The 21200-nt window shown below is 52.1% G+C and carries 16 protein-coding genes; 9 read left to right on the forward strand and 7 right to left on the reverse strand.

Features of this window, described 5'->3' with window-relative positions; genetic code table 11:
- Positions 1–11: 11 nt before the first annotated feature.
- Both M2367_RS11575 and M2367_RS11580 read left to right on the forward strand, forming a co-directional pair.
- Positions 12–647, forward strand: coding sequence for a TetR/AcrR family transcriptional regulator (locus tag M2367_RS11575; protein WP_259236756.1), 636 nt, complete (start codon positions 12–14; stop codon positions 645–647).
- A gap of 50 nt (positions 648–697) precedes the next feature.
- Positions 698–1681 carry an MDR family oxidoreductase gene (locus M2367_RS11580; protein ID WP_259236757.1) on the forward strand — a complete coding sequence of 328 codons (984 nt, stop codon included), beginning with the start codon at positions 698–700 and terminating at the stop codon, positions 1679–1681.
- 304 nt (positions 1682–1985) lie between these two features.
- Here the strand turns inward: M2367_RS11580 and nadS are convergent, their stop codons facing one another.
- Positions 1986–2270, reverse strand: a complete 285-nt coding sequence (nadS, locus tag M2367_RS11585; protein ID WP_259236758.1) for a NadS family protein — start codon at positions 2268–2270, stop codon at positions 1986–1988.
- Between the two features lies 1 nt (position 2271).
- A complete protein-coding gene (locus M2367_RS11590; protein WP_224432628.1) occupies positions 2272–2604 on the reverse strand; it encodes a type II toxin-antitoxin system RelE/ParE family toxin in 333 nt (110 codons plus the stop codon).
- Positions 2605–3028: 424 nt separating this feature from the next.
- Between M2367_RS11590 and M2367_RS11595 the strand changes: the two genes are divergently transcribed.
- The 3 genes from M2367_RS11595 to M2367_RS11605 all read left to right on the forward strand — a co-directional run bounded on the left by M2367_RS11595 (position 3029) and on the right by M2367_RS11605 (position 6932).
- Entirely contained in the window at positions 3029–4048 is a 1020-nt protein-coding gene (locus M2367_RS11595) for a Fic family protein (protein WP_259236759.1), read from the forward strand.
- Between the two features lie 404 nt (positions 4049–4452).
- A complete protein-coding gene (locus M2367_RS11600) occupies positions 4453–5235 on the forward strand; it encodes a nuclease-related domain-containing protein (protein WP_252410774.1) in 783 nt (260 codons plus the stop codon).
- A gap of 197 nt (positions 5236–5432) precedes the next feature.
- Positions 5433–6932, forward strand: coding sequence for a hypothetical protein (locus M2367_RS11605; protein WP_259236760.1), 1500 nt, complete (start codon positions 5433–5435; stop codon positions 6930–6932).
- A gap of 97 nt (positions 6933–7029) precedes the next feature.
- On the opposite strand, the gene M2367_RS11610 is transcribed toward M2367_RS11605, so the two are convergent.
- From M2367_RS11610 to M2367_RS11630, 5 genes are all read right to left on the reverse strand, one after another.
- Positions 7030–8700, reverse strand: coding sequence for a hypothetical protein (locus M2367_RS11610; RefSeq protein WP_259236761.1), 1671 nt, complete (start codon positions 8698–8700; stop codon positions 7030–7032).
- Between the two features lie 16 nt (positions 8701–8716).
- Positions 8717–9247 carry a hypothetical protein gene (locus tag M2367_RS11615; protein WP_259236762.1) on the reverse strand — a complete coding sequence of 177 codons (531 nt, stop codon included), beginning with the start codon at positions 9245–9247 and terminating at the stop codon, positions 8717–8719.
- Positions 9248–9801: 554 nt separating this feature from the next.
- Entirely contained in the window at positions 9802–11535 is a 1734-nt protein-coding gene (locus tag M2367_RS11620) for a hypothetical protein (protein WP_252410777.1), read from the reverse strand.
- Positions 11523–12272 carry a hypothetical protein gene (locus M2367_RS11625; RefSeq protein ID WP_252410778.1) on the reverse strand — a complete coding sequence of 250 codons (750 nt, stop codon included), beginning with the start codon at positions 12270–12272 and terminating at the stop codon, positions 11523–11525. Before M2367_RS11625 ends, M2367_RS11620 begins: the two co-directional genes overlap by 13 nt.
- A gap of 323 nt (positions 12273–12595) precedes the next feature.
- Entirely contained in the window at positions 12596–17908 is a 5313-nt protein-coding gene (locus tag M2367_RS11630) for a DUF4011 domain-containing protein (protein ID WP_259236763.1), read from the reverse strand.
- A gap of 406 nt (positions 17909–18314) precedes the next feature.
- Here M2367_RS11630 and M2367_RS11635 point away from each other — a divergent pair, with 406 nt between their 5' ends.
- From M2367_RS11635 to M2367_RS11650, 4 genes are all read left to right on the forward strand, one after another.
- Positions 18315–18698, forward strand: a complete 384-nt coding sequence (locus M2367_RS11635) for a hypothetical protein (RefSeq protein WP_259236764.1) — start codon at positions 18315–18317, stop codon at positions 18696–18698.
- Between the two features lie 8 nt (positions 18699–18706).
- Positions 18707–19207: a WYL domain-containing protein gene (locus tag M2367_RS11640; RefSeq protein WP_259236765.1), complete on the forward strand. Its 501-nt coding sequence runs from the start codon at positions 18707–18709 to the stop codon at positions 19205–19207.
- Positions 19208–19333: 126 nt separating this feature from the next.
- Complete coding sequence (locus M2367_RS11645) at positions 19334–20002, forward strand: TM2 domain-containing protein (protein WP_111587619.1); 669 nt, start codon at positions 19334–19336, stop codon at positions 20000–20002.
- A 12-nt stretch (positions 20003–20014) separates the two neighbouring features.
- Positions 20015–20704, forward strand: coding sequence for a hypothetical protein (locus tag M2367_RS11650; RefSeq protein ID WP_259236766.1), 690 nt, complete (start codon positions 20015–20017; stop codon positions 20702–20704).
- Positions 20705–21200 lie beyond the last annotated feature (496 nt).

A 21200-nucleotide genomic window follows, 5' to 3' on the forward strand; every position in this document is an offset into this window, starting at 1 on the left:
TAATAATCCCTATGCACATAAACGACTCGCTTCCCCGCCGCCCCCGTGGCCGCCCAGCCCTCCATGGGCAATCCTATGCAGACACCCGTGACCTGCTGATCCGCCGTGGTATGGCGCTGCTGACCGAGCGGGGCATCAGTGCCACCTCCATTGACGAGGTGCTCAAGTCTACCCAGATCCCCAAGGGCTCCTTCTATCACTACTTTGCCAACAAGAGTGAGTTCACCCTGGCGGTGATGGATGCCTATCACCACTACTTCTGCGGCAAGCTGACCCGCTACCTAGGGGATAGCAACCAAGCGCCCCTGGCCAGACTCCATGCCTTTGTCGATAGCGCCTGCCGGGGGCTGGAGCGGTTTGATTTCAAACGCGGTTGCCTCATCGGCAACCTGGGTCAGGAGGTCGTTCAGCTCGAACCTGCGCTGCGTCTGCGGCTCGAGCAGATCCTCTGCGGCTGGGAGGCGCTGCTTGAGCAATCCCTCAAGGACGCCGTGACCGCGGGAGAGCTGGCCCCGGAGAGCGACTGCGCGGCCCTCGCCCACCAGTTCTGGATCGGCTGGGAAGGGGCCGTGCTGCGGGCAAGGTTGGCGGGCTCCACCGAGCCAATGACCTCTTTCCTCCAATTTTTCATGAAAATAGCGAAGTGATTTTTACCGATCATTAATAAGCAATCAGTCCAATTAAGGGAGTGCACAGCATGTTCAAGGGTATCCTGATTGAGAAAGATGAGGCGGGCTATCGCGCCACCTACCAGGCCATCGCCCAGGAGACGTTACCCGAGGGGGATGTCACCGTGGCCGTCGAGTGGTCATCACTCAATTACAAAGATTGCCTGGCACTGACCGGGGCATCACCTGTGGTGCGTAAATTCCCGATGATCCCGGGGATCGACTTCGCAGGCACAGTGCTGGACAGCAGCCACCCCGATTGGCAGGCTGGCGACAAGGTGGTGCTCAATGGCTGGGGCGTGGGTGAAACCCATTGCGGTGGGCTGGCCGAACAAGCCAGGGTCAAGGGGGATTGGCTGGTAGCCCTGCCCCCTCGCTTCAGTGCCCGAGAAGCCATGGCCATTGGCACGGCCGGGTACACCGCCATGCTCTGCGTGCTGGCACTGGAAAAACACGGCGTGGCTCCCGGTGATGGCAGCATTCTGGTCACTGGCGCCAATGGCGGCGTCGGCAGTGTGGCCATTGCCCTGTTGGCCAAGCTGGGCTATCGGGTCGTCGCCTCCACCGGGCGTCTCGCCGAAGCGGATTACCTCACGTCACTGGGCGCGGCAGAAGTGATCGATCGCAGCGAACTGTCCGAGCCGGGCCGTCCCCTTGGCAAGGAGTGCTGGGCCGGTGTCGTGGATACCGTGGGCAGTCACACCCTGGCCAATGCCTGCGCGACGACCCGTTACGGCGGCGTCGTGACGGCATGCGGACTGGCTGGCGGCATGGATTTCCCCTCCACCGTGATGCCCTTCATCCTGCGTGGCGTGACCCTCTGCGGCATAGACAGCGTCATGGCCCCGCTCTCCCTGCGCCATCAGGCCTGGGCAAGGCTGGCCGACGATCTCGACATCGAGCGCCTCAACCTCATCACCCGGGAAATCCCTCTCTCCCAGGCCGTTGCACAAGGCGATGCCTTCCTGGCTGGCAAGGTACGCGGCCGGATAGTGGTCAACGTCCAAGGTTGATCCCAACCCCAGGCGGGCGGTTACGCTCGCCTGAATCGCCCCTCGTTCTTGCAATGCCCTTTTATCCCCCCGGTCATTGCCACGACCCAACGCCAGTCATGGTGCAGCGATGGAGCGGCTCCGGATCCGTTTCTCATATCAACCAGACAGTGCCGGTCGTGCCCGCAGTACCATTCACTGCATCAAACGGGTAGCGCCTCTGGATGTTAGGCGTCATGAGGGGTGAACGGATAACTGAAATTTTGAAAGTCATTAGAGGCCCCACTGCCTGGGACCTCTTCACTCTACCTCGTTCAACACCACATCAGTGAGAGGCTAATTCTCGATAGAGATCCGGCTTTTCTTGCATAAGCGTCAATACCTTCGCGGCCAGTCCAGTCGGGTTCCGACGTCGGGTCTCCCAACTTTTAACAGTATCAACACTCGTCCCAAGAGCCTGAGCAAACTCTTGCTGAGAGACATTAAGCGCAAGGCGAATAGCCTTGACGTCAGCAACCTCATAGCGAGTTCTCACGGCAGGCTCAAGACGGCCCTGCTTAATCTCAACAGCCTCATCAAGGGAAGCCTTCAATTCGTCAAACATATTCATGTTAAACCTCGCCTTTCAGTAACGTGGTCAAGCGCTTCAAGTCGGCTTTCTCTGCCGATGTCAGGCTATCTTTCTCATTCTTGGCATACGCGAGCACTAAGTAAATCATCTCCGCTGTCGCCAAAAAGTAGATGACTCTCGCGCTGCCACTCTTTCCTTGCTGGCCAGTTGCCATGCGAACTTTTCGCAAGCCTCCGGTGCCCTGGATCAAATCACCCTTTTCCGGTTGGGCAATGAGTTCCGTTTGTAACGCTCTGAGCTCATCATCTGTTGCAAGAGCTTTTATCTGCCTGGTAAAGACCGATGTTTCAACAAACTCAATGGCGTTACTCACCCATCACTCACTCTAACCATTCGACCTAATGGTGTACATGGTACACCTTGGCGTAAATAACAACAATCACTGGCATTTTAGTGTCGCCACTCTGTCGCCATTCGGCCAAAAAACAAAAAGGCCACTATCGCTAGTGGCCTTCGTAAGTCTTTGATTTTTAATGGTGCCCGAGGCCGGAATCGAACCGGCACGCTCAGAAAGCGAGGGATTTTAAATCAAAGGGCTTCGTTTGCATCTCATTGCATGAAATAGCAAGCAGATGGAGCGAGTAACACCGCTAATTCACAACGAATGGCACCATGTCATAGGTCATCGCATACCGCTTATCACAGAATTCACAAAGATACGCCGCCGTGTTGGTCTTGCCCCCGATCTGATAATCTCTGAGCCTTCGCATTTGCAATCGTTTCAGTCGGAGTCCCCCATGGCAGCCTATTCCCCTCCCTTCACCCTGACCCACGCCATGTTGAGCCGGGTGGCGGAGATCGCCGAATTGGTGGGGCAATGGCGCTCGACGCAGAGCTCGCAAGTGCCCATGCTGCGCCGGGAAAACCGGATCCGCACCATCCAGGCCTCCCTGGCCATCGAGCACAACACCCTGAGCCTGGAGCAGGTCACGGCGGTGATCGACGGCAAACCTGTGTTGGGATTGCCCCGTGAGATCCAGGAGGTGCGCAATGCCTTTGCCGCTTATGAAGCAATGTCGGCTTGGGCCCCTACCTCTTCTGCGGATTTGCTCAGGGCCCATGGACGTTTGATGCACGGGTTATGCGATGACGCAGGGCAATGGCGTAGCAGTGGGGTCGGCATCTATCGGGGTGAGCAATTAGTGCATATGGCTCCCCCCGCGACTCAGGTTCCACGCCTGATGGAACAACTGATGCAATGGTTGGCAGAAACAGAGGCCCATCCCTTGATTGCCTCTTGTGCCTTGCACTACGAGTTGGAGTTTATACACCCCTTTTCCGATGGAAATGGCCGTATGGGACGCTTGTGGCAAACGGTGATCTTGAGCCGTTGGCAACCAGTGATGGCCTTCCTGCCGGTGGAAGCGATCATCAAAGAGCGCCAAGAGCACTACTACCACCAATTAAGTCAGGCCGACAGGCTGAGTGACTGCACCGATTTTATTCTGTTTCTGCTAGAGGCGCTGCGAGATGCGTTGGCCGAAGCGATTGCCGCACAGCCGACATCTCAGCCCACCCCGCCAGAAAAAGTGAGGGTAGAAACGCCGGTAGAAATGAAGGTAGAAATGCGGGCAAAAACACCGGATGCATTGTTGGCGCTCTTGGCGAGCGAGCCTGCCCTGACCCTGACACAAGTAGCCGAGCGGATAGGCAGATCGACCAGCACGGTGGAGCGGGCGGCGGCGGCGTTGGTTAAGGCGGGACGATTACGCTTTGTTGGTCCGCGCAAGGGTGGGCATTGGGAAGTGTTGTCATAGGACTGCTTGCTAAGGCCACCGAGTGAGTTGCTACAGCCGCCCAGCTTCCGGGTCGCATCAGTAAACATACAACCAGCCAAGTAAACCCAAGCGCAACGACCCCCATTTGCGCACAAAGGGGGGCGCAGTAACTCTCTGTTTTATCTCACTAACACCACAAGGTGTAAGATCTCCATTGGGGATAATCAGATACTGTGATACTTGCCCCACATCCCAATGGATAGACTCCTATAGGTCAGCTAACCTGACCTCACCACATCCCCAAAAAGACGCATGAAATGGAATTCTCGTCGCTCGCGGTATCTGTTCTGGCAACTACTGGCTTGTTCTTGTGCCCAATATTCTTATCTGTCGGGATCATCTTGTTAATAAGAAAAAGGCTTCGCTCACATAGGGTCAGCCCGTTGACCGCCGACCTGCTCAGGCCAGCGGGTCACACCCTGCAACAGCAAATCCAGGACCTGCAGATAGACCTCTTTTCCCAAATGCTATTCACGCCATTGACCATGATGATGATCGGGTTCTACCTCTTGTTACAGAGCTACATCGATAAGAGGGCTATGAGCACGACTGTGATGCTGATTTCCGGGGTTGTTATGCTGGGTCTCTTTGTCTATGGCACAACCAAAACTTACAAAATGGCCAACAAGGTTCAGCACCTCAAGCTGGGTTATTCCTGTGAACTGGCAGTTGGGCAGGAGTTGGACCAAATCGTTAGGCCCCAACAGCACCCCTATCGGGTTTACCACGATATCCCGTTTGATGGATTCAATATCGACCATTTGATCATCTGCCCTAACGGGGTCTTTGTCATCGAGACTAAAGGCCGCTCCAAACCCATCAACAATGGAGAAAAACAGTTCAAGGTGCGGGTCGAAAACGATGCGCTGCACTTCCCAAACCATGTTGAAAAAGCACCACTCGAACAGGTCCGCCGTAACGTCACCACCGTGCGTAACTGGCTCAACAGTGCAACAGGGACCGAGGTCCCGGTTGGTGGAGTTCTGGTTCTGCCTGGCTGGTTTGTGGATTTACGCCAGAAGATCACCTTCCCCTACATCGTCAGTGCCGCTGCACTCCCCAAACAACTCCCCCAATTTAGAGCTGGCTCACTAGAACTGGCCCAGATCCAGGCCATCGCGCACCAAGTAGAGCAAAAAGTACGGGACGTCGCCAAGGCTGGCTAACAGGGCTTGATTACCAACTAATACTCCATCAGTCAGCAAACTTATCCCGCCACCCTTGAATGCCCCTCAGTTTGAGGCCTTTGGGGTATAGGGGAACACCGGGGGATTCGCTGCGATGAATTTGAAGCCACCCATTGCAGGTAAAAAGCCAGCGGCGCTATTGTACTAATTCTTTTTTTGCACAAGGAGTGTGCTCGATGTCTATCTCGCTCATGGATCTCGCAACTTATTACGGTGTCGATGACATTCCTGCTGCCCTATCGATGGGCGATAACCTCCATAGTTTGCTCGTAGCCATATTCAGGAATGAGCCTCTGACTTCGCCCCGCTACGACATTCTAGCCAGCTACGATCTCAACGCCTTGAGGGGCTTTATCAACGGCGATATGACTCTCCCTGAGTTCAGACGCCAATCTGCGGTAGAACAGGAGCAGCGCCGTTCTAAATCTCTTTACTATAAGGGCCGAAAGATTGTGCATCGCTACCAACCTTCAATCACGAAGCCCTTGGCTGCTCAGCCAGACGACAAAGCTAATATAGAGAAGACCAGTCAAAATCCCACTTGGGATTACCTGCAGAAATTCCGGATCAAAAATGGTCTGGCCGATGGCCAGCATTCTGTGTCCCTCCCCCCGCATGAACTGGCCAGACAATTCTGGGTGGATGATATCACCAGTGCGATCACGGGCGGTGCCAGATTGCACAGCCTCCTTGTCGCTGCCGGACAAGGCGCGACGATATCAGCAGCTAACAGACAATTTCTCTTGAACAGGGGGTTGAATGCCTTGCTGTGCTTCTTGACCGGCGAACTATCCCAAGAGCAGTTCGACCAAAAAGGGAAAGCGGAACAGGAGCAACGAAACGAGCTTGCGCAACAGAAACAACGCGAGATCGCCGCTCAGAAGGCCGCAGATGAAGAACGTTATAAAGCCGAGCAGAAAGCCCGCCGTGTGCGACTTGAGGCTGAGCGGATTCAGCGTGAAAGCGACCCCAAGTACATCGCGCGGATGAAGAACCAAGCACTCAGGGAGAAGTATGGTGTCACTGGATATGTCGAATCACACCACCTCAAACAGCTCATGGCAATCCTTCTCAAGCTGGATGCAGGCACAAGGCTGCTGGAGACTGAAACCATCTGGCTCAAGAGCAATGGCCGTGAGTACGAGACAAAGGAGATTCTGCATAGCTACAACCGACTCGAAGCGGATCACTGGCTAGCAGAGTACCGCAACAGCAAGAACCCATGGAGTGCAGTCAATGCCAGCGGACACTTGCGTAAATGCGCAGCATCGAATGAGGCGATTGCGCTGCTGAGTGCCATACCAGCCAAGAGGCAGGGTCAGCCAAAGCTGAAATCAGCCATTCTCACCACTCATGGTGGTGCGATGCGTGACCATGGCGAACATACTGCCGCATTGAGCATGGGCGCTGAAGCTCACCGCCTTCAACCCAACAACTTTCGCCCCTGCACACTACTTGGTGCAGTCTGTATCGAGCTTGGCAACATTAGTGAGGGACATGAGTGGTATTGCAAGGCGGAAGCCAGAGGCGCTGGTCGTGACAGTATTATGTCGGATGTCAGGTCGCTTCTTACCCGGATGACAGCCGATAAGCGTGAAGCGGTTATCGCGGAACTATTGCGCATTCATCCCGAACAGTATCGATGGCTAACGAAGTGGCGTCAGGCCAAGGTGTAGCTGACATTATTGCTAGCAAACTGAAAGTGAATCGCTACCCGTTACTGAGAATGGACTGGGATGTGTTTAGAACACTGGTAGCGATTCACCCTTTTTATTAAGCCAGCTTCGCCATTGTCGAGAAGATGCCTTCAGTGGTCGAATCGATTTCGCTTTGCAGCAACTCATCAATCCGGCGCGATTGGATTTCGCGATTCACACCAAACAAATCCATCTTATCCAGCAGGTGCATGACCAAAGAAGTGACGACCGCAGTCAAGATGGATGAAGCAATGATCGCAAGCCACTCTGGCATGCCAGAACTGCTTAGCCATGATTCAATGGCAAGAGAGGCAAAGATGGATAGTGAGCCCGCGAACAGCTTCAGCAGGGCATCGCCTTTCTGTGACGACGTAGTTTTCTCATCCCGCAGGATAGGAATAGCGCTCATCAATATCTTGAACCCTTCCTTCACCAGTCGCATGACTTGCTTGAAGACACCCACAAAACAATTAAGAATGCCTTCCATTAGCATCGAAAGGAAGTTCTTAAAAAAGCCCAGCGCGGCATCTTTGAGCAACGGAAGTGCATGAGACCACAGGTGGTCTTTCATTCTCCCCAAGCGGATCTTAAGGGCTTCCGAAAAGCTGTCGGCCCCAACCCCCTCCTCGATACCATTCTTGATACAGTCGCTCAGCTCATAGTAGATAGGCTTTATCGCGAATATGATCACGTTGCCTAGCGCATAGTGACTGGATGCATTGGCCGCATCCTTCCCTAGCGTGATCTGCACTTCGTTGTCGAAGAGAACGTTTTTGGCTACGGTCACATTGGCTTTGGTATCAATGGCTTGTTGTGCCTTATCCATCGCCTCGATCTGGTTTTGCCGGGTTTTCCTCTCTTCATCGCTAAGTTTGTGCTTTTTGTTTTTGAACTGGACATACCCTTGGTCTAATTCAGCCTGCAACTCATCCCGCGTTTTGTCGAACTTACCGATATTAGAGCCGGCGTTGTTTTGCTTGCTGGTGACGGCATAGTTTTCATCAATGTTGATGATGGTTTTGATGTCGTCCAGATGTAGCGCCTTATTGCTCTTTAGCGAGTTGCAAATCTCAGCACAAGAAACGATGTGATCCGTTTCAGCATAACGATCACTTCTTCCCTCACTATTGGCCTGAGCTTTTGTCAGGAAAATGTCCTTTCCGTCGTACTCATCTTTGGCACGATAATCGCCATTAAAATGAGCCTCCTTCTTGGCTTTCATCTTTTTACCATCACGCATCAAGAGTTCTTCATCTTTGCGCGTCATGGATCCGCCATTGAAGCTCGAATGACTGCCGAACTCCGCAATGTTGTCCCGCTCATTCAGGTTTTCGGTATAGCTATCTACCATTGGGCTACTGTTTGCAGCATTCGCATAGGTAAACACCCTGCACTCCTGATACAGGCGGGAGGCGGTTAGCCCCTGCTTGGTGCCCATCTTGAAAGCCCGCATAACACCGTCGAACAAGCTGAGGAAGACAGGCTCCAATATTTTTTCGATGGCACTGCCTGTGTTCAGGCTATCCAGAAGAGCCTGAGCCTCCCTTTGAGTAGCTATGGCATCCGTGTCTTCAAGCTGGTTACTGAAGGCTTTTGCCGAATCAGTACCTTCAATGAAAGCCTGATCAACCGGAGTGTCCAAAAACTCCACCATCGTTGAAGGTGAAGCAAGCGCTCTTGGGGCCTGCGCATCTCTGGCTTGACGCATCTTTTCCAGACGGTCTAAATGTTGATTTTTAGTTGTCATATCGCGCCGACTCCCATTACGCTGCTGCCAGCTTGTTCCAGATCTCAACGAACTCAACATCAGCTTTAGTCGGGTTTTCTTCAATACTCGCCATGATGTCAACGATTTCGGTGAACATTCGCTTGTGATGCAGCTTATCAAAGCCCTTTTCTCTGATGAGCGACCAGACCGTTCTCAAGTTTGGCGGGGTGAGTGTCATTTCCCTGACCTTATCTTGGACGTGTTTGGATCGCGTTTGCACCTTGCCAATGCCGAACACCAAGTCTTCCAAGGCTTCGACCTTGTAGACTGGCAATGATCCATTAGCGCGGGCACAGCTAATACCGACTGCATAGGCGCAAATGATGAAGTCATCGCGCTTCAACGCTTCTTCACTCATGGCATTGATCTTTTGATGTAGAGCCGAGAGCTCGGCAGCGTATTCCGCCTTCGCCATTTTATAGCCATCGGCGCGACCTTCTTTTTTGCCAGATTCTTTGCCTGCAAAATACGTCATTAAGATTGCCGCAACCCCCCCGACTCCTGCCGCTATTCTTCCAAAGCTCATTGGCCGCTCCCTCTTGTTGCCATTATTATGAATGGTGAATAGTCTGCCATAACAATATAGCTAGCTGTAATTCCCCCACTGCGAGGCGTTGATGCGATAAACCTACTGGATTTGCCATTACATGAGTAGGTAGGGGGATCACAATCACAGGAATTCTGGCGTATTCTTCGCACCAAGCGAAGTGGGTGTGTGCTCCTATTCAATCCAACCCTCTTTCGGTATCTCCCTCAGTGGCAAGATACCGGTATCGCAGTTAAGTGGCTCAATAGCATCAACTCCGCCCCATCTCTGGGCGAGCAGCAACAACCTCACCGAGCGCGTCTTCCTGGCCCGCTCAACCGCTTCTCGCCAGTCGATAACAAAACCCCTCTGAATCGCCCCGGCTTCTCTAAACACTTTTGAGCCGTTCGAAATATTGCTTTTCACACTCTACTGGCGGCGCCGCATCAACACAATGATGGGATACCGCCAGCAGAAGCCGAAAAGCGGCTTAACTATGTGTCCGGATTTAGTTGACCACTACAAAATGACTTTGAAAGTTATCATTGCGATACCTAGGCTGCATTTCGTTTTCGTTGAGATTCATTGCTTAACGCCGCCTGTAATTGTTTCTGAAGCGCGGCCACGTTGACCTGAACCTCTCGCATTGTGCGCTTTGGCTCGGCGCAATGATACAGACATAACAGCGCCAGGGAGCCGACCAGGGGGATAATCACATAACAATGCTGGAGCAGAACGGCGTTAACCGGGTAGACGAACTCCTGTAACCGGATGATGAACTCCAACCCCAGCGAAAATGCTCTGCCGCTATTGAGGGTAGTTGCCGCGGAGAAGGTCTGATATGCCTTGGCTTCGACCAGGGGATTAGCTGCATAATACAGAGCCGACACCCCCGTTGAGACCAGGGCTATAGCTGCGGTCATGGCTTTCAAGGTGCGAGCCTTGCTCTGCTCATCGAGCAAACTGCGGAAGATCAAGGTGGTGAGCTTCATCATGTGGCCAAACCCCCCGAGCAGCGACAACAGCAGGGCCAGCGGAACAACCACCAGGGTCTTGACCGCGGAATCGGCCTTCTCAGCCAGCGGTCCCGGCCCCACGAATCGAGCGGTGGACGAATCCACCTGCGCTTGTAGCCTGGCGATGATGCTGTTTGCTATTGGGAGGTACACCTGGCGCTCGATGTCAGCAAACTCCGTCACAAGCGGGATCCGCCTAATTCCGTCTACTCCCAGCTGCTCGCGCACCGCGGCCTGTACCGGTTTGAGCAGCATGAACGATTCGATAGTCACGTAACGACTGGGATTGCTGATCCCCATCGAGTCGCCCAGAGCCTTCCAGGTGTCACGATAGGCTTTCTGCCGCACCACAGCCTCGAAAGTCTTGCGATCGGTAGGGCGCCAGTTATTCGGCACTGGCACCCCAGCCTCGCGCACCTTTTGACGTACCTGGGCAAATTTAGAGGACGGGACCTGGTTAGGGCGGGCGTGTTTGGTGAACAGGTTAGTAAACCCCGCACGTTTTAGCTGGAACAGATAGTCATCCCAAGCGTCTGTGGCTGCTTGCTTCAATGCCTCCGGGCTAGTCCTTACAACGGCCTTGTTATAGGCGCGGGTATATTCCATATAGCGTTCTTCCACCCCCCGAACGATCTGGGGCCAAGTGTCATTGTTGAACTGGGCTGGAGACCCCAGGCATTTGGTCCGATCATCGAGGGCGTCGCAGGGCTTGGTCACGCTGATGGAGATCGCCTTTTTCAGCAGCAGGGTCATCTCGTCCTGGACATTGGGGTAGTTGAACGCCAATGCCGGGAAGATGGCAACGAATGCCATTACGGATGACTTATGCTCCAGCACCTCCGGGGTATGGATGCTGCGTAAGTTCAGGGTGCCATTCGAGAGGCTACGGCCCGCCAGGGTCAGCAAAAAGGCGCCTTTTCTCGCTTCAGCGGTAGCAAACTCGGTCTGAATCCGATGGTCGATGAACGCGTCCTGCGCTTTATGGTTCAGACCCGTGAACAAGAGTACCAGCCCGAACGACCAAAGGATCCGACGGGAGGGTCGTATGTGCTGTTTGTCGATGAACATCCCGATGAACAGCAGCGAGATGGCCACCCCCGTCAGCAGCCGCCCGACGTTTTCGAGCTGGTTGATCTCATCCAGGGTTGCCTCCCGGCTGCATAGCTCCAGCAGGCTTGCGCTGAACGCCAATTCGCACAACAGATAGAGCAGGGTGAGCCAAAACAGTTTTGTGCCAAGCAGCGCCTTAAAGCGCCATGTTATTGCTCCCATGTCACCACTTCCTGGGTGGTCTGGCTGGAGACCTTCTTAATCTCAATGGTGCCAGGCTGATAGGTTGCCTGGCGAATGACCGCAGGGGGGCTGGTGGCCGGTCTGGTCTTGGCTGCCGGGGTGCGTTTGCGTGATGCCGTTGCCGTCTGCTTGGGACGCGCTGGCGAGCTCTGGCGAGCTGTCTTTGTTTCGGTAGGGGTTGCCACTGGCCGCTGGTATCGGTATTCAGCAAATTTGGCCTGGCGCACGTCGAATGCGTAAAGCGAGTCGCTTTTCCCTGCAGGGTCTTCAAACATGATGTATTGCCCATTACGGGTTACGGTGTTCTTGGTGTACGGCTGGCATCCTGGGAACGGGTGGATTACGGTTTGGCGGTCGTCGTACCACACAGCCCATTGCGCTGTGGGGCAGTTGGCGCTGGTCCCGCGCACGACGACAAGCCCAGTCCGTGCTGATGTGTCGATAAAGTTTTCGAGCGAGCTGAATCCGGTCATCCCCCGGATGAGATCGCCGATGGTCATGTACGCCGTGGTGATGTCATAGGTGCCATCTAATCTGTTGCGACGAACCTTCCCGAGGTAGGGGCGATCCCCACTGAGAGCGAACGACCCTACGGACTCATAACTCGCGAAACTGGCCAGCGGCCCAACGATAGGTATTACGGCGTTGCCTTGTGTCGAGCACCCGGTCATTAAGAGACCGGTGACGACGATGGCGGGTAACGTTGCTTTCTTCACTACTCACTCCCTTCAGTGCTGCTCCAGGAGCAACAACAACCTATCCAAGCCCACCAAGAAAAAATGGCTGAATCACCCCAAGTTCACTAAACACTTTTCAGCCTTACCATGAAGCGATGACTGGAGGGTTATGGCCCTGATTCACTCCTGAGTGAACTTCAATTACCCAAGGCGAGAAATGCACTATCCGACGCAAACCATGAGCAATGTGCATTTCTTATGGTTAGTAACCATTTGATTTATATGCAAATCATCGATAGGTGTAACAACACTATTGGGGATAAACACATAACGCTGTATATACCCCCACCAGAGAATTTCATTTAACCCGGTTGTACTTCAAGACGCGCTTGCTCTTCCAATACGTCTAGCCGTGCTAGAAGCGCTTTCAGGGGGATCTCTCGGTTAAACCACCAGTCAGTCGACCAAATACGGTGAATATTCCAGCCTAAACCTTCAAGCACCATTTGGCGCAAGCGATCTCGATCACGAGCACTCGGTGCGGAATGATAAGTAGCGCCATCGCACTCTACTCCCAGCAAAAATTTTCCTGGAGCATGAGGATTGACTACAGCCAGGTCGATTCGATAACCGGATACACCAACTTGTGGCACAACACGCCACCCACGGTTACGCAAGGCGTCAATGACCTGATATTCAAAAGGACTATCAGGTTCCCGCCCAGTTGGTATGGCTTGTTCAGTCAAAACACGGGCGCCATGCAAAGCGAAGTCCAGATAGGCTTTTAGATCTGCCACCCCCCTGGCATTAGTGCGCGATAGATCAATGTCCTCTGGCCGTAGGCTTGAGAATATCTTGACTTTGTGTCGAGCACGGGTAACAGCCACGTTAAGGCGGCGATGGCCCCCTTCCTTGTTCATTGGACCGAAATTCATACTCAACTTTCCACTTGCATCCTTAGCAAAGGTAATTGAGAACAAGATGATGTCACGCTCATCACCCTGAACATTCTCCAAATTCTTGATGAAGAGTTCTTCTGAGCCAGCCTGTGCAATAGCCTCATCCAGTTGCCGATTCGCAAGGCGCCGCTGATCCATTAGTTTCTCTATCAGAGCCTGTTGAGTAGAGTTAAAGGTAATGACTCCAATGGAGAACTTCTTACCAGCACCTGAGAGATAGTGCTGCTCGATCTCATCAACGATCTTGGCCGCTTCAATTTTGTTTGTGCGCGACTTGCCGGGCTCATATACCCCTTTCGAATCAACAAACTCCACAGAGTTATCCGTTTCCACGGGACTTGGGAAAGTAACTAAATCCGACCCGTAATACTGGTGGTTACTGAATGTAATCAACCCTTCGTTACGTGAACGATAGTGCCAAGCCAACCGAGACAATGGCATGCCACATGACAAACATTCATCCAGAATAGATTCCATCTCGATGAGACTTTCATCATCAAAGTTTCCAGAGGCATCCGAGGCACTAAAGAAGTTGGTCGGAGGTAGCTGTTTAGGATCACCAACACAAATCAATTGCTTACCGCGTGAGATTGCACCAACAGCGTCCCACGTCGGTATCTGCGAGGCTTCATCAAATATAACTACATCGAACATCTGAGTGCTCGTGTCTAGATACTGTGCAACGGACTGAGGTGACATCAGTAAACAGGGTTTTAAGCGTGGCAGCACTGCGGAGGATTTTTTAAGCACCTCTCTTATCGGACGATGCATCTTCTGCTTCTGCGCTTCATGGCGCAAAAACCCTATTTCCCCTTTCAAGTCACCCGTCAATTCTGACCCAGTTGGAATCTTGCCGCGCAACTTGGCCTGTACATACTGAACTGTGAGTTTCTGGAAACGCTCATCAGCCTTTTGGAACTCTGCAATTTTATGGGCTTGTGATGCGCCAGAGAAGTTCGCGAGCAACGGCTCTCTATCCAAAATGCACTTTAGCCACCAGCTAGCATAAGACACCACAAAATGATCTTTAAGATCAGCAAGATCTACTGCACCTTGCTCGACCTGCTCAATCAAGCCCTGCAATCCAAGTAATAAAGCCTTCGCACGGGAGTCATTCCAGACACACCATGGTTGGATTTCCTGTTTATGTGACTGCCACTGAGCATGCATTGAACGTATGCAACCCAGTAAGCCCACTTTGGCCGAGCCCCCCAAAAATTCGCTATTACCAGTGAGCTCCCTAAGGCTGGTGAACAGCGCGATGAACCCCGAATAAGAAGTCCTGTAAGCCTGGGCCACGTTATAGAGCCGCCCACCCGGTCTAAAGGACTCATTTTGATCAGAAAGCAGCACTCGAAGCGAACTTCGGGCGATGTCTAACTGCTCCATCTGTGCGTCAAAGGCTTTTTGCACAGATAAAGCCAAATCATCCATCCAGCGAAGGTAGGCTGCCGCCTGACTCCAGTCGGTATTCTCGGCCTTAAAAACGTCTCCCAAGCAACCTGATCCGATTGCTGCATTTTCGTGAAGGTACTGATCCTCTACATTTAATTTGGCCAAATTATCAAGGAATGCGTCCATCTCCTCGTCAGCAACGCGCGACTTATCAAGGCTAAAAAGTCTAATCTGATTAGAAATCTTCCGCTTAGTAAACCATTTCTTGGGCCACCAATCTTGGGATGCCGCTCTCCATTGAAGTTTTAACGGCGCGGCTTTTAGCGTTTTTAGTTCCGCGTCGTAATTCTTGAAGAATGACCATAGGACGGTACGCTGCTCGCCATGCCGGATAAGTTCGCCCAATTTCTTACGTTCTTGTGTGCTGAACGCTTGACTAGCTGACTCCATCGGCACCTGTGAAACGTTAAGTAAAGCAGCAGCAAGTTCATCAATGGACTGCAACTGATCCAAGCTCGCTTGATTAGCCTCGATTTTTACGAGCGCGGAGAAATCCTGCAAGCTGGCCTCGATATCGCTCACTTGCTCAACGGATTGCTTAGCCGTTTGCAATAGGCTGTCCTGCCAAGTAGGAGTCCAAGTTGTCTTCTTTACTTCATTGAGCGGGTGAGTCGATATTTTGGAAAGGCGTGTAGCCAACGCTGCCAAATCACCCACAAAATCTTCCAGACTGCATTTTTCCTTGTAGTCATGTGTCTCTGGGTCAGTCCAATCAAAGCGAGCTGGTTCTTTGTCGCTCACTAACGTCCAGCCCATAGCTTCGTACACTGTCAAACCGTTTCTATGTGTCTGATGTAACACCCTAACCAAGGCATTCAGTTCGTTTCTCAGCGCAGCCAACCGCTCTGCCTCGTACTCCCAATCAGCAACGAGTTTGTTGTCCGCGCATTCGAGCACCTGCACAAACTGCTTGGAAATCTCTGATTTCTTAGCTTTAGTCGAATGCAGCTCTAGGCAGAACTCCGCCAACCCAATGTCTGTTAATCGGTTGTGTACTACCTCCAACGCAGCCATTTTCTCAGCTACAAAGAGCACAGTCTTACCATTGGCCAGGAAGTGAGAGATGAGGTTGGTAATAGTCTGAGACTTGCCCGTTCCTGGAGGTCCCTCAACGACCATGTTTCGACCCTTTTCGGCTGTGCAGATGACAGCCAATTGAGACGAGTCAGCCAACAATGGTGTGTACAAAGATTGAGGTGAGAAGTCGCGATCCAAATCCTCAGGCCTGATTGCTTTTGTGTCATCCTGGAAATTTTCACCGTGATGGTTAACCAAATGGTCTACCACCTTATTTTTGAGTAAATCCTGAGAATTTTTGGATAAATCTCTCCACATGAGGTACTTAGCAAAAGAATACAGTCCAAGATAAGAATCCTCGATGACTTCAAAACCTTTCAAGTCCTCAATTTTCTTCCTTAATGTCGCAAAAATCTTGTCTACGTCCACACCGGAATCATCATTTGGAAGCTGCCCGTCGAGATACGGTAAAGAGATGTCAAATGTTATTGCCAGCTTTTGTAAGAGTGTGGGGTTAAAAATTGTTTCCTCATCAAGACGTTCCAATCGGATGCCAGAGCCTACCGCACCGCGTTTCAATTTCACAGGAACTAGGAGAATTGGCGCCTTCAATACAGTCTCGGCTTCTGGGGTTTCTTTCCAGCATAATGTACCCAACGCAATATATAGACTGTTAGATCCGGTCTCATCTAAGGTGTTTTTAGCCTCACGGAATATAACAGTGGCGTAGTCCTGCAGTTTTTCTTTTTCTACATCAAAACAGATTTCTTTTTTTGGTAGCGCCGATTTAGCATACTGCTCAGCCGAGGTCATGCCGTATTCGGCTTTAAATTCTTCCTCACTTCGGGGGTCGCCCATGTCAGCCATTGAACGTTTGGCTACGAGCTTGAATTCACCACCTGCTGCCAATGCGTCTTCAAGATCCCCCGCATCATGAGTCACTACTTTTAGGAATTTTTTGCTGGGTTTGAAATTCAGTAGACGATTTCGTAAAGTCAGATCAAGCAGTTTGGACTTCCAGTTTGCCATACGACCTTCCGGAGTGTTGTCAGTCACTACGTTTTCGGTGGTTATGACTCCTGGATCTAATGGCGGCAATTCCGGGACATCTTCAATAATTGGTCCTGTTGGTGAAAAATCCTCACCATAGTCGACAGTGCCTTTGCCTAGCGCTGCAATAGCACGCATCGGGCGAATGTGATTCTGGCGAGCCCGCTTGATGTCAATCGCGTATTCAAAAGTATGCTCCTGGGCTTCTTCCAGATAATTTGCTGCATCGGCAATAGCCTTTTTCATAGAAGCGGCCTGAGGAATCACTGTGGTCTCAAGCGTGAGAAATTCTCCGGAGGCAATTCTCTTTCTCACATCTTGAGCGCAGTCTTCTACCGGGTTGGAAAAGTACGAATCAACTAACCAGACCCCAACCCAAGCATGACCTTCCTTGACCAAAATTACGGGGTTCAAACCCGCCTGTTCCAGACAAGCCGCCAAAAGTACGCTGGAATCCAGACAAGTCATCATCTTGCCATCGAGGATCTGGGCAGTAGTCCGAATCTTCTGTCCTGTTCGCTCGAAAGAGGCAGGCGGCGGTGCGTAATGGAACCCCATGTTTGCTAGAGTTTGGTAAATTGCATTTACCTGTTTCCAGACATACTCACGGTTTTTACTCTGATATCCATTCATGCTCAAGCCTGTGGATGACTTAAGCAAAGAAGATGCGGCTGACAGTATGCGATCAACTTCTATAGGCGTGGGTTGAACATGTGCAGCCAATAGCTCTGGTAAACCCAGTGTTGCTCCCCACTCGTTACGAGCTAATACACGAATCGGTTCGTTGTGAACCAAAGGTTCTTCGCCTTCTTTAGACACGGTAATTATGATGTTACCGGTCTCAGCCTCATCCAGATCGAATAGATAGTCGTGGTTTAGCGAGAGCTTTAGTTGAACTGAGTTGAAGGTTCGAGACTCTTCAGCACCGAAGATATCAAAGGTGAAACGCTTGGGTTCAAAAAATGCCGGATTGACACTTATCTGAAAATCCACCTGCCTGAACGACTGTTCGCTTTTGTTGCGAATAATTAAACGCTGAATTAGTGGGATATTATTTTGAGCTGCGGCGTAATTTACTATCTTTGCCGCTTCAATTGAAATCTCAAATGAATCACTAAATAAAGTGTCTGAGGACTGCACCTCCGTATTAACCACAACACCTTCATTTGGTATATTCTCGGATGTATCACTCATTCACTATTTCCTTATATCGCAATCAGAGACAAACCATATAACTCGAAACCGTGTCACCAAACAAACACAAAAACCCTCCATAAAGAAAGGGAATGGTTATGGGGTCTACCATAACGGACAACCCGTTGTATAGACAATCTAAATTAACACATCTTTCTTATTGTGCGCTGTGGCTCACTGGGCGGTTAAAAAACACACATGGTGTTTTAGTTCCTCCCGAACACAAACGACCATCGTTGCCCGCTCAACCGCTTCTCACCGGTTGATAACAAAACCCCTCTACTGATGATAAAAACCCATCGCCGATGATGGGTTTTGCGAAAAACTACCTACCAGCCAATTCGTCACGCCGTGTCGCGGCCTGTTTGGATAATCCGCGACACGGTTATTCCCCTTCTGTGATGGTATGCACGAACACGACAAGATTGCTCAGCGCCTCGGTATGCTCCTCACCCGCCTGTACAGCGGTGAGAGGCTACACCTGAGTGATCTGGCCACCGAGTACAACGTCACCGTGCGCACCCTGCAGCGGGATTTCAATCAACGCCTCAGTTATCTACCGATAGAGCATCGCAACCAGCAATACTGGCTGGATCCTGAGTTTCTCAATCACAAGAACGACAGAAAACTGCGAAAGCTGGCCGAACAGCTTGGCATCACCGACCTGTTCCCCCGCGCCAGTGAACATCGTCTGGGTCAGCTGCTGGACAGAGGCAACCCAGTCTCTTCGCCATCAAGGGGTTCGATGGTCAATCAGCTGACTCACTCATTCACCAGATACCGGTATTAGAGCAGGCAATGACCCAGCATCTGCAATGCTGGCTCATCCCCAAAGACCAGCGCAAGCAGCTGTTTAGCCCCTATCAGCTCATCAACTATAAAGGCACCTGGCACTTGGTCGGCGTCAGCGAGGGGCGGTTGCAAGCCAATCCGCTGAGCTCCATCGCACTGATTGAGCTATCGCAACAGACCTTTACCCGCGATGCGCTAATTCAACGACAAATCGATACCGATCCGACGCTCTGGCGCTCCGGCATGATCGAGGTGCTACTCAAGGCCAATGCCGCCATCGCCATCAACTTTCAGCATCGCCCGTTGCTGCCCGAGCAGGAGATAGTCAAAACCCTGGATGACGGCGCGCTGTTATTGAGCAGTCGTGTGCTCGATGCCAACCAAATTCTGCCTGTCATCAAATCCTGGATGCCGGGGCTCACCGTGATCTCGCCCGGTTTTATCCATGAGCAAATCGTCCGTGATTTACGCCATCTATTGACCCTGATGAGCCAGGCTCCGCCCTGACCCATTTGTGACAAAGATCCCAATTTATACATCTGGCGACAGCGCCTGACATGCCGCGACACCACCTGTCGTCGCTGTTTCACATTGTCGTCAACCATCCCGCAGTCGATATCCAAGGAGTAATGCATGAACACCATCAGCCTGCAAAAAGTGTCCGACAACACTCTTTGCTCCACCAGTCCCTATGAGCAACTCTTCGAGCATGTCGCCGCCCATTTGCAAGCCCAAGGCGGCACGTTAAAAACCATCGAGCGCACCCAAGGCAGGATCGAAGCAGCATGGAAATATGGCTTTAACCCTTTCGGTATGCGTATCACCGTGAATTTTGCCTCCCAAGGCGATGAGACCATACAGCTCACCCTCAATGGCTCGTTTGTCGATGCCATCGATACCTTCGGCGCCGCAAAGAAGAAAGCCCGAGCCATAACGGATGAGCTGCTGAAGCCTATCGATATCGCAGCATGGCCTATTAAAGAGGGGGCGGCATCCTCCCAACAACCCTCTGCCGCGACCACTCCCCCGCAGGTACCGCTAAACGGCGCAAACGCCGTTGCGCACCGTGGCAAGCGCAAGGGGCTCACCGCTGTGTTCGCATTCTTGGGCGGCGGCATTGGTCTGCATAAGTTCTACACCGGAAACTGGGGCTGGGGGCTTATCTACCTAGCGCTCTGCACCACCGGCCTTCCCCTGATCTTGTCCGTGATCGAGTTCATCCGTGTTTTGTGCCTGACACAGGAGGAGTTTGACCGTCGCTATAACTACCGCCCCATATCCGCGTTTTCATGGGTGTGGTGAGGAGCGCCTTGTATGAACATAAAAACTGCAGTCGGTTTAATGATGCTCTGCTCGACAGGCGCTTATGCTGGCGTACTCAGCATGCTGGATGTGGCAACCCTCAAGGAAAGCGAGCTGGAGATGTGCCCGAACATCTCCGTCGAGAAGATGGTCAACAGCTTTTTCGAAGACCCCGAGTGGACCGGCGGGAAAGCGGCGGATGGTCGGAAATTGGTGAATGTCAGCGGCACCATCACCTATGCCAGTCAGCCTGCACGGGCCATGGTGCAGGTCTGGATGCAAGATGATGGTTTTTCTGTGGAGGCGTTGGAGATTAACGGGCGACCACAGCCCGAGGGAATGCTGGATCTACTGCTAGAGAAAATGTGCCAGAGCGCCAGAGGTACTGACCATACCGGGGATCCACAGCAGCAAGCAGTCGAGCTGCCGTTCACGGGAACCCGGTACTTCAACTTCGGGGATGAAAGTGAGATTCAACAATCCATCACTATCGCCCCCAACGGACGCGTCACATTGAGAACCCACGGCGCAACATCTGTCTCTGTCGATTATCAGGGCATGTATGAAAACCCACTGCTGACACCGGCAGGGAACTACCGAATTGATGCCGACAAGATATATATCACCGACGAAGGCGGAGACTTCCCCGACCCGTCAGAGTGCGAGGTCATCGTATGCGAGACGGAACTGTCTGCACCTTGATGTGCTGATGCCGAAACACAGCGAAAAGTGGACGGTACTCATCGCCTGGAATGTGGCACGGACGGTGTAAACTGGGGGGGAGCCTGTCAGTAATCCGGCACCATAGAGCGGAAAACGCAGAGGTCAGGGCCGGGCGGCACTGACCTCTACTTTTGAACGCTCCTAAAAATGGGGGGATTACCGCATCACCTGATCCAGCTTCAATCGCCCACATGAAAATCCATCATCCTTCGCAACACGCGTGAAATGCGCATTGCAGCCTGCACGTAACCATATGATTTATCGACGAAGAAGTAATAGGTGTAACAGCGCCATTGGGGATACATAGTGTACTGGTCCAGGACGGGAGCTGGGGTGATGTCCTGAGGGATGATTTAGGAAACGACAACATGGCAACCAACCGTAACTGCTTACCCTTCAATGCTATACCAGCTCTTGCAGCGAGTTGAGGATCATGGATAATCAGGAAAAATACTATTAGAAGCTGTTATTCTCA

The organism is Aeromonas sp. BIGb0445, from assembly GCF_024809075.1.
GTDB lineage: Bacteria > Pseudomonadota > Gammaproteobacteria > Enterobacterales > Aeromonadaceae > Aeromonas > Aeromonas rivuli.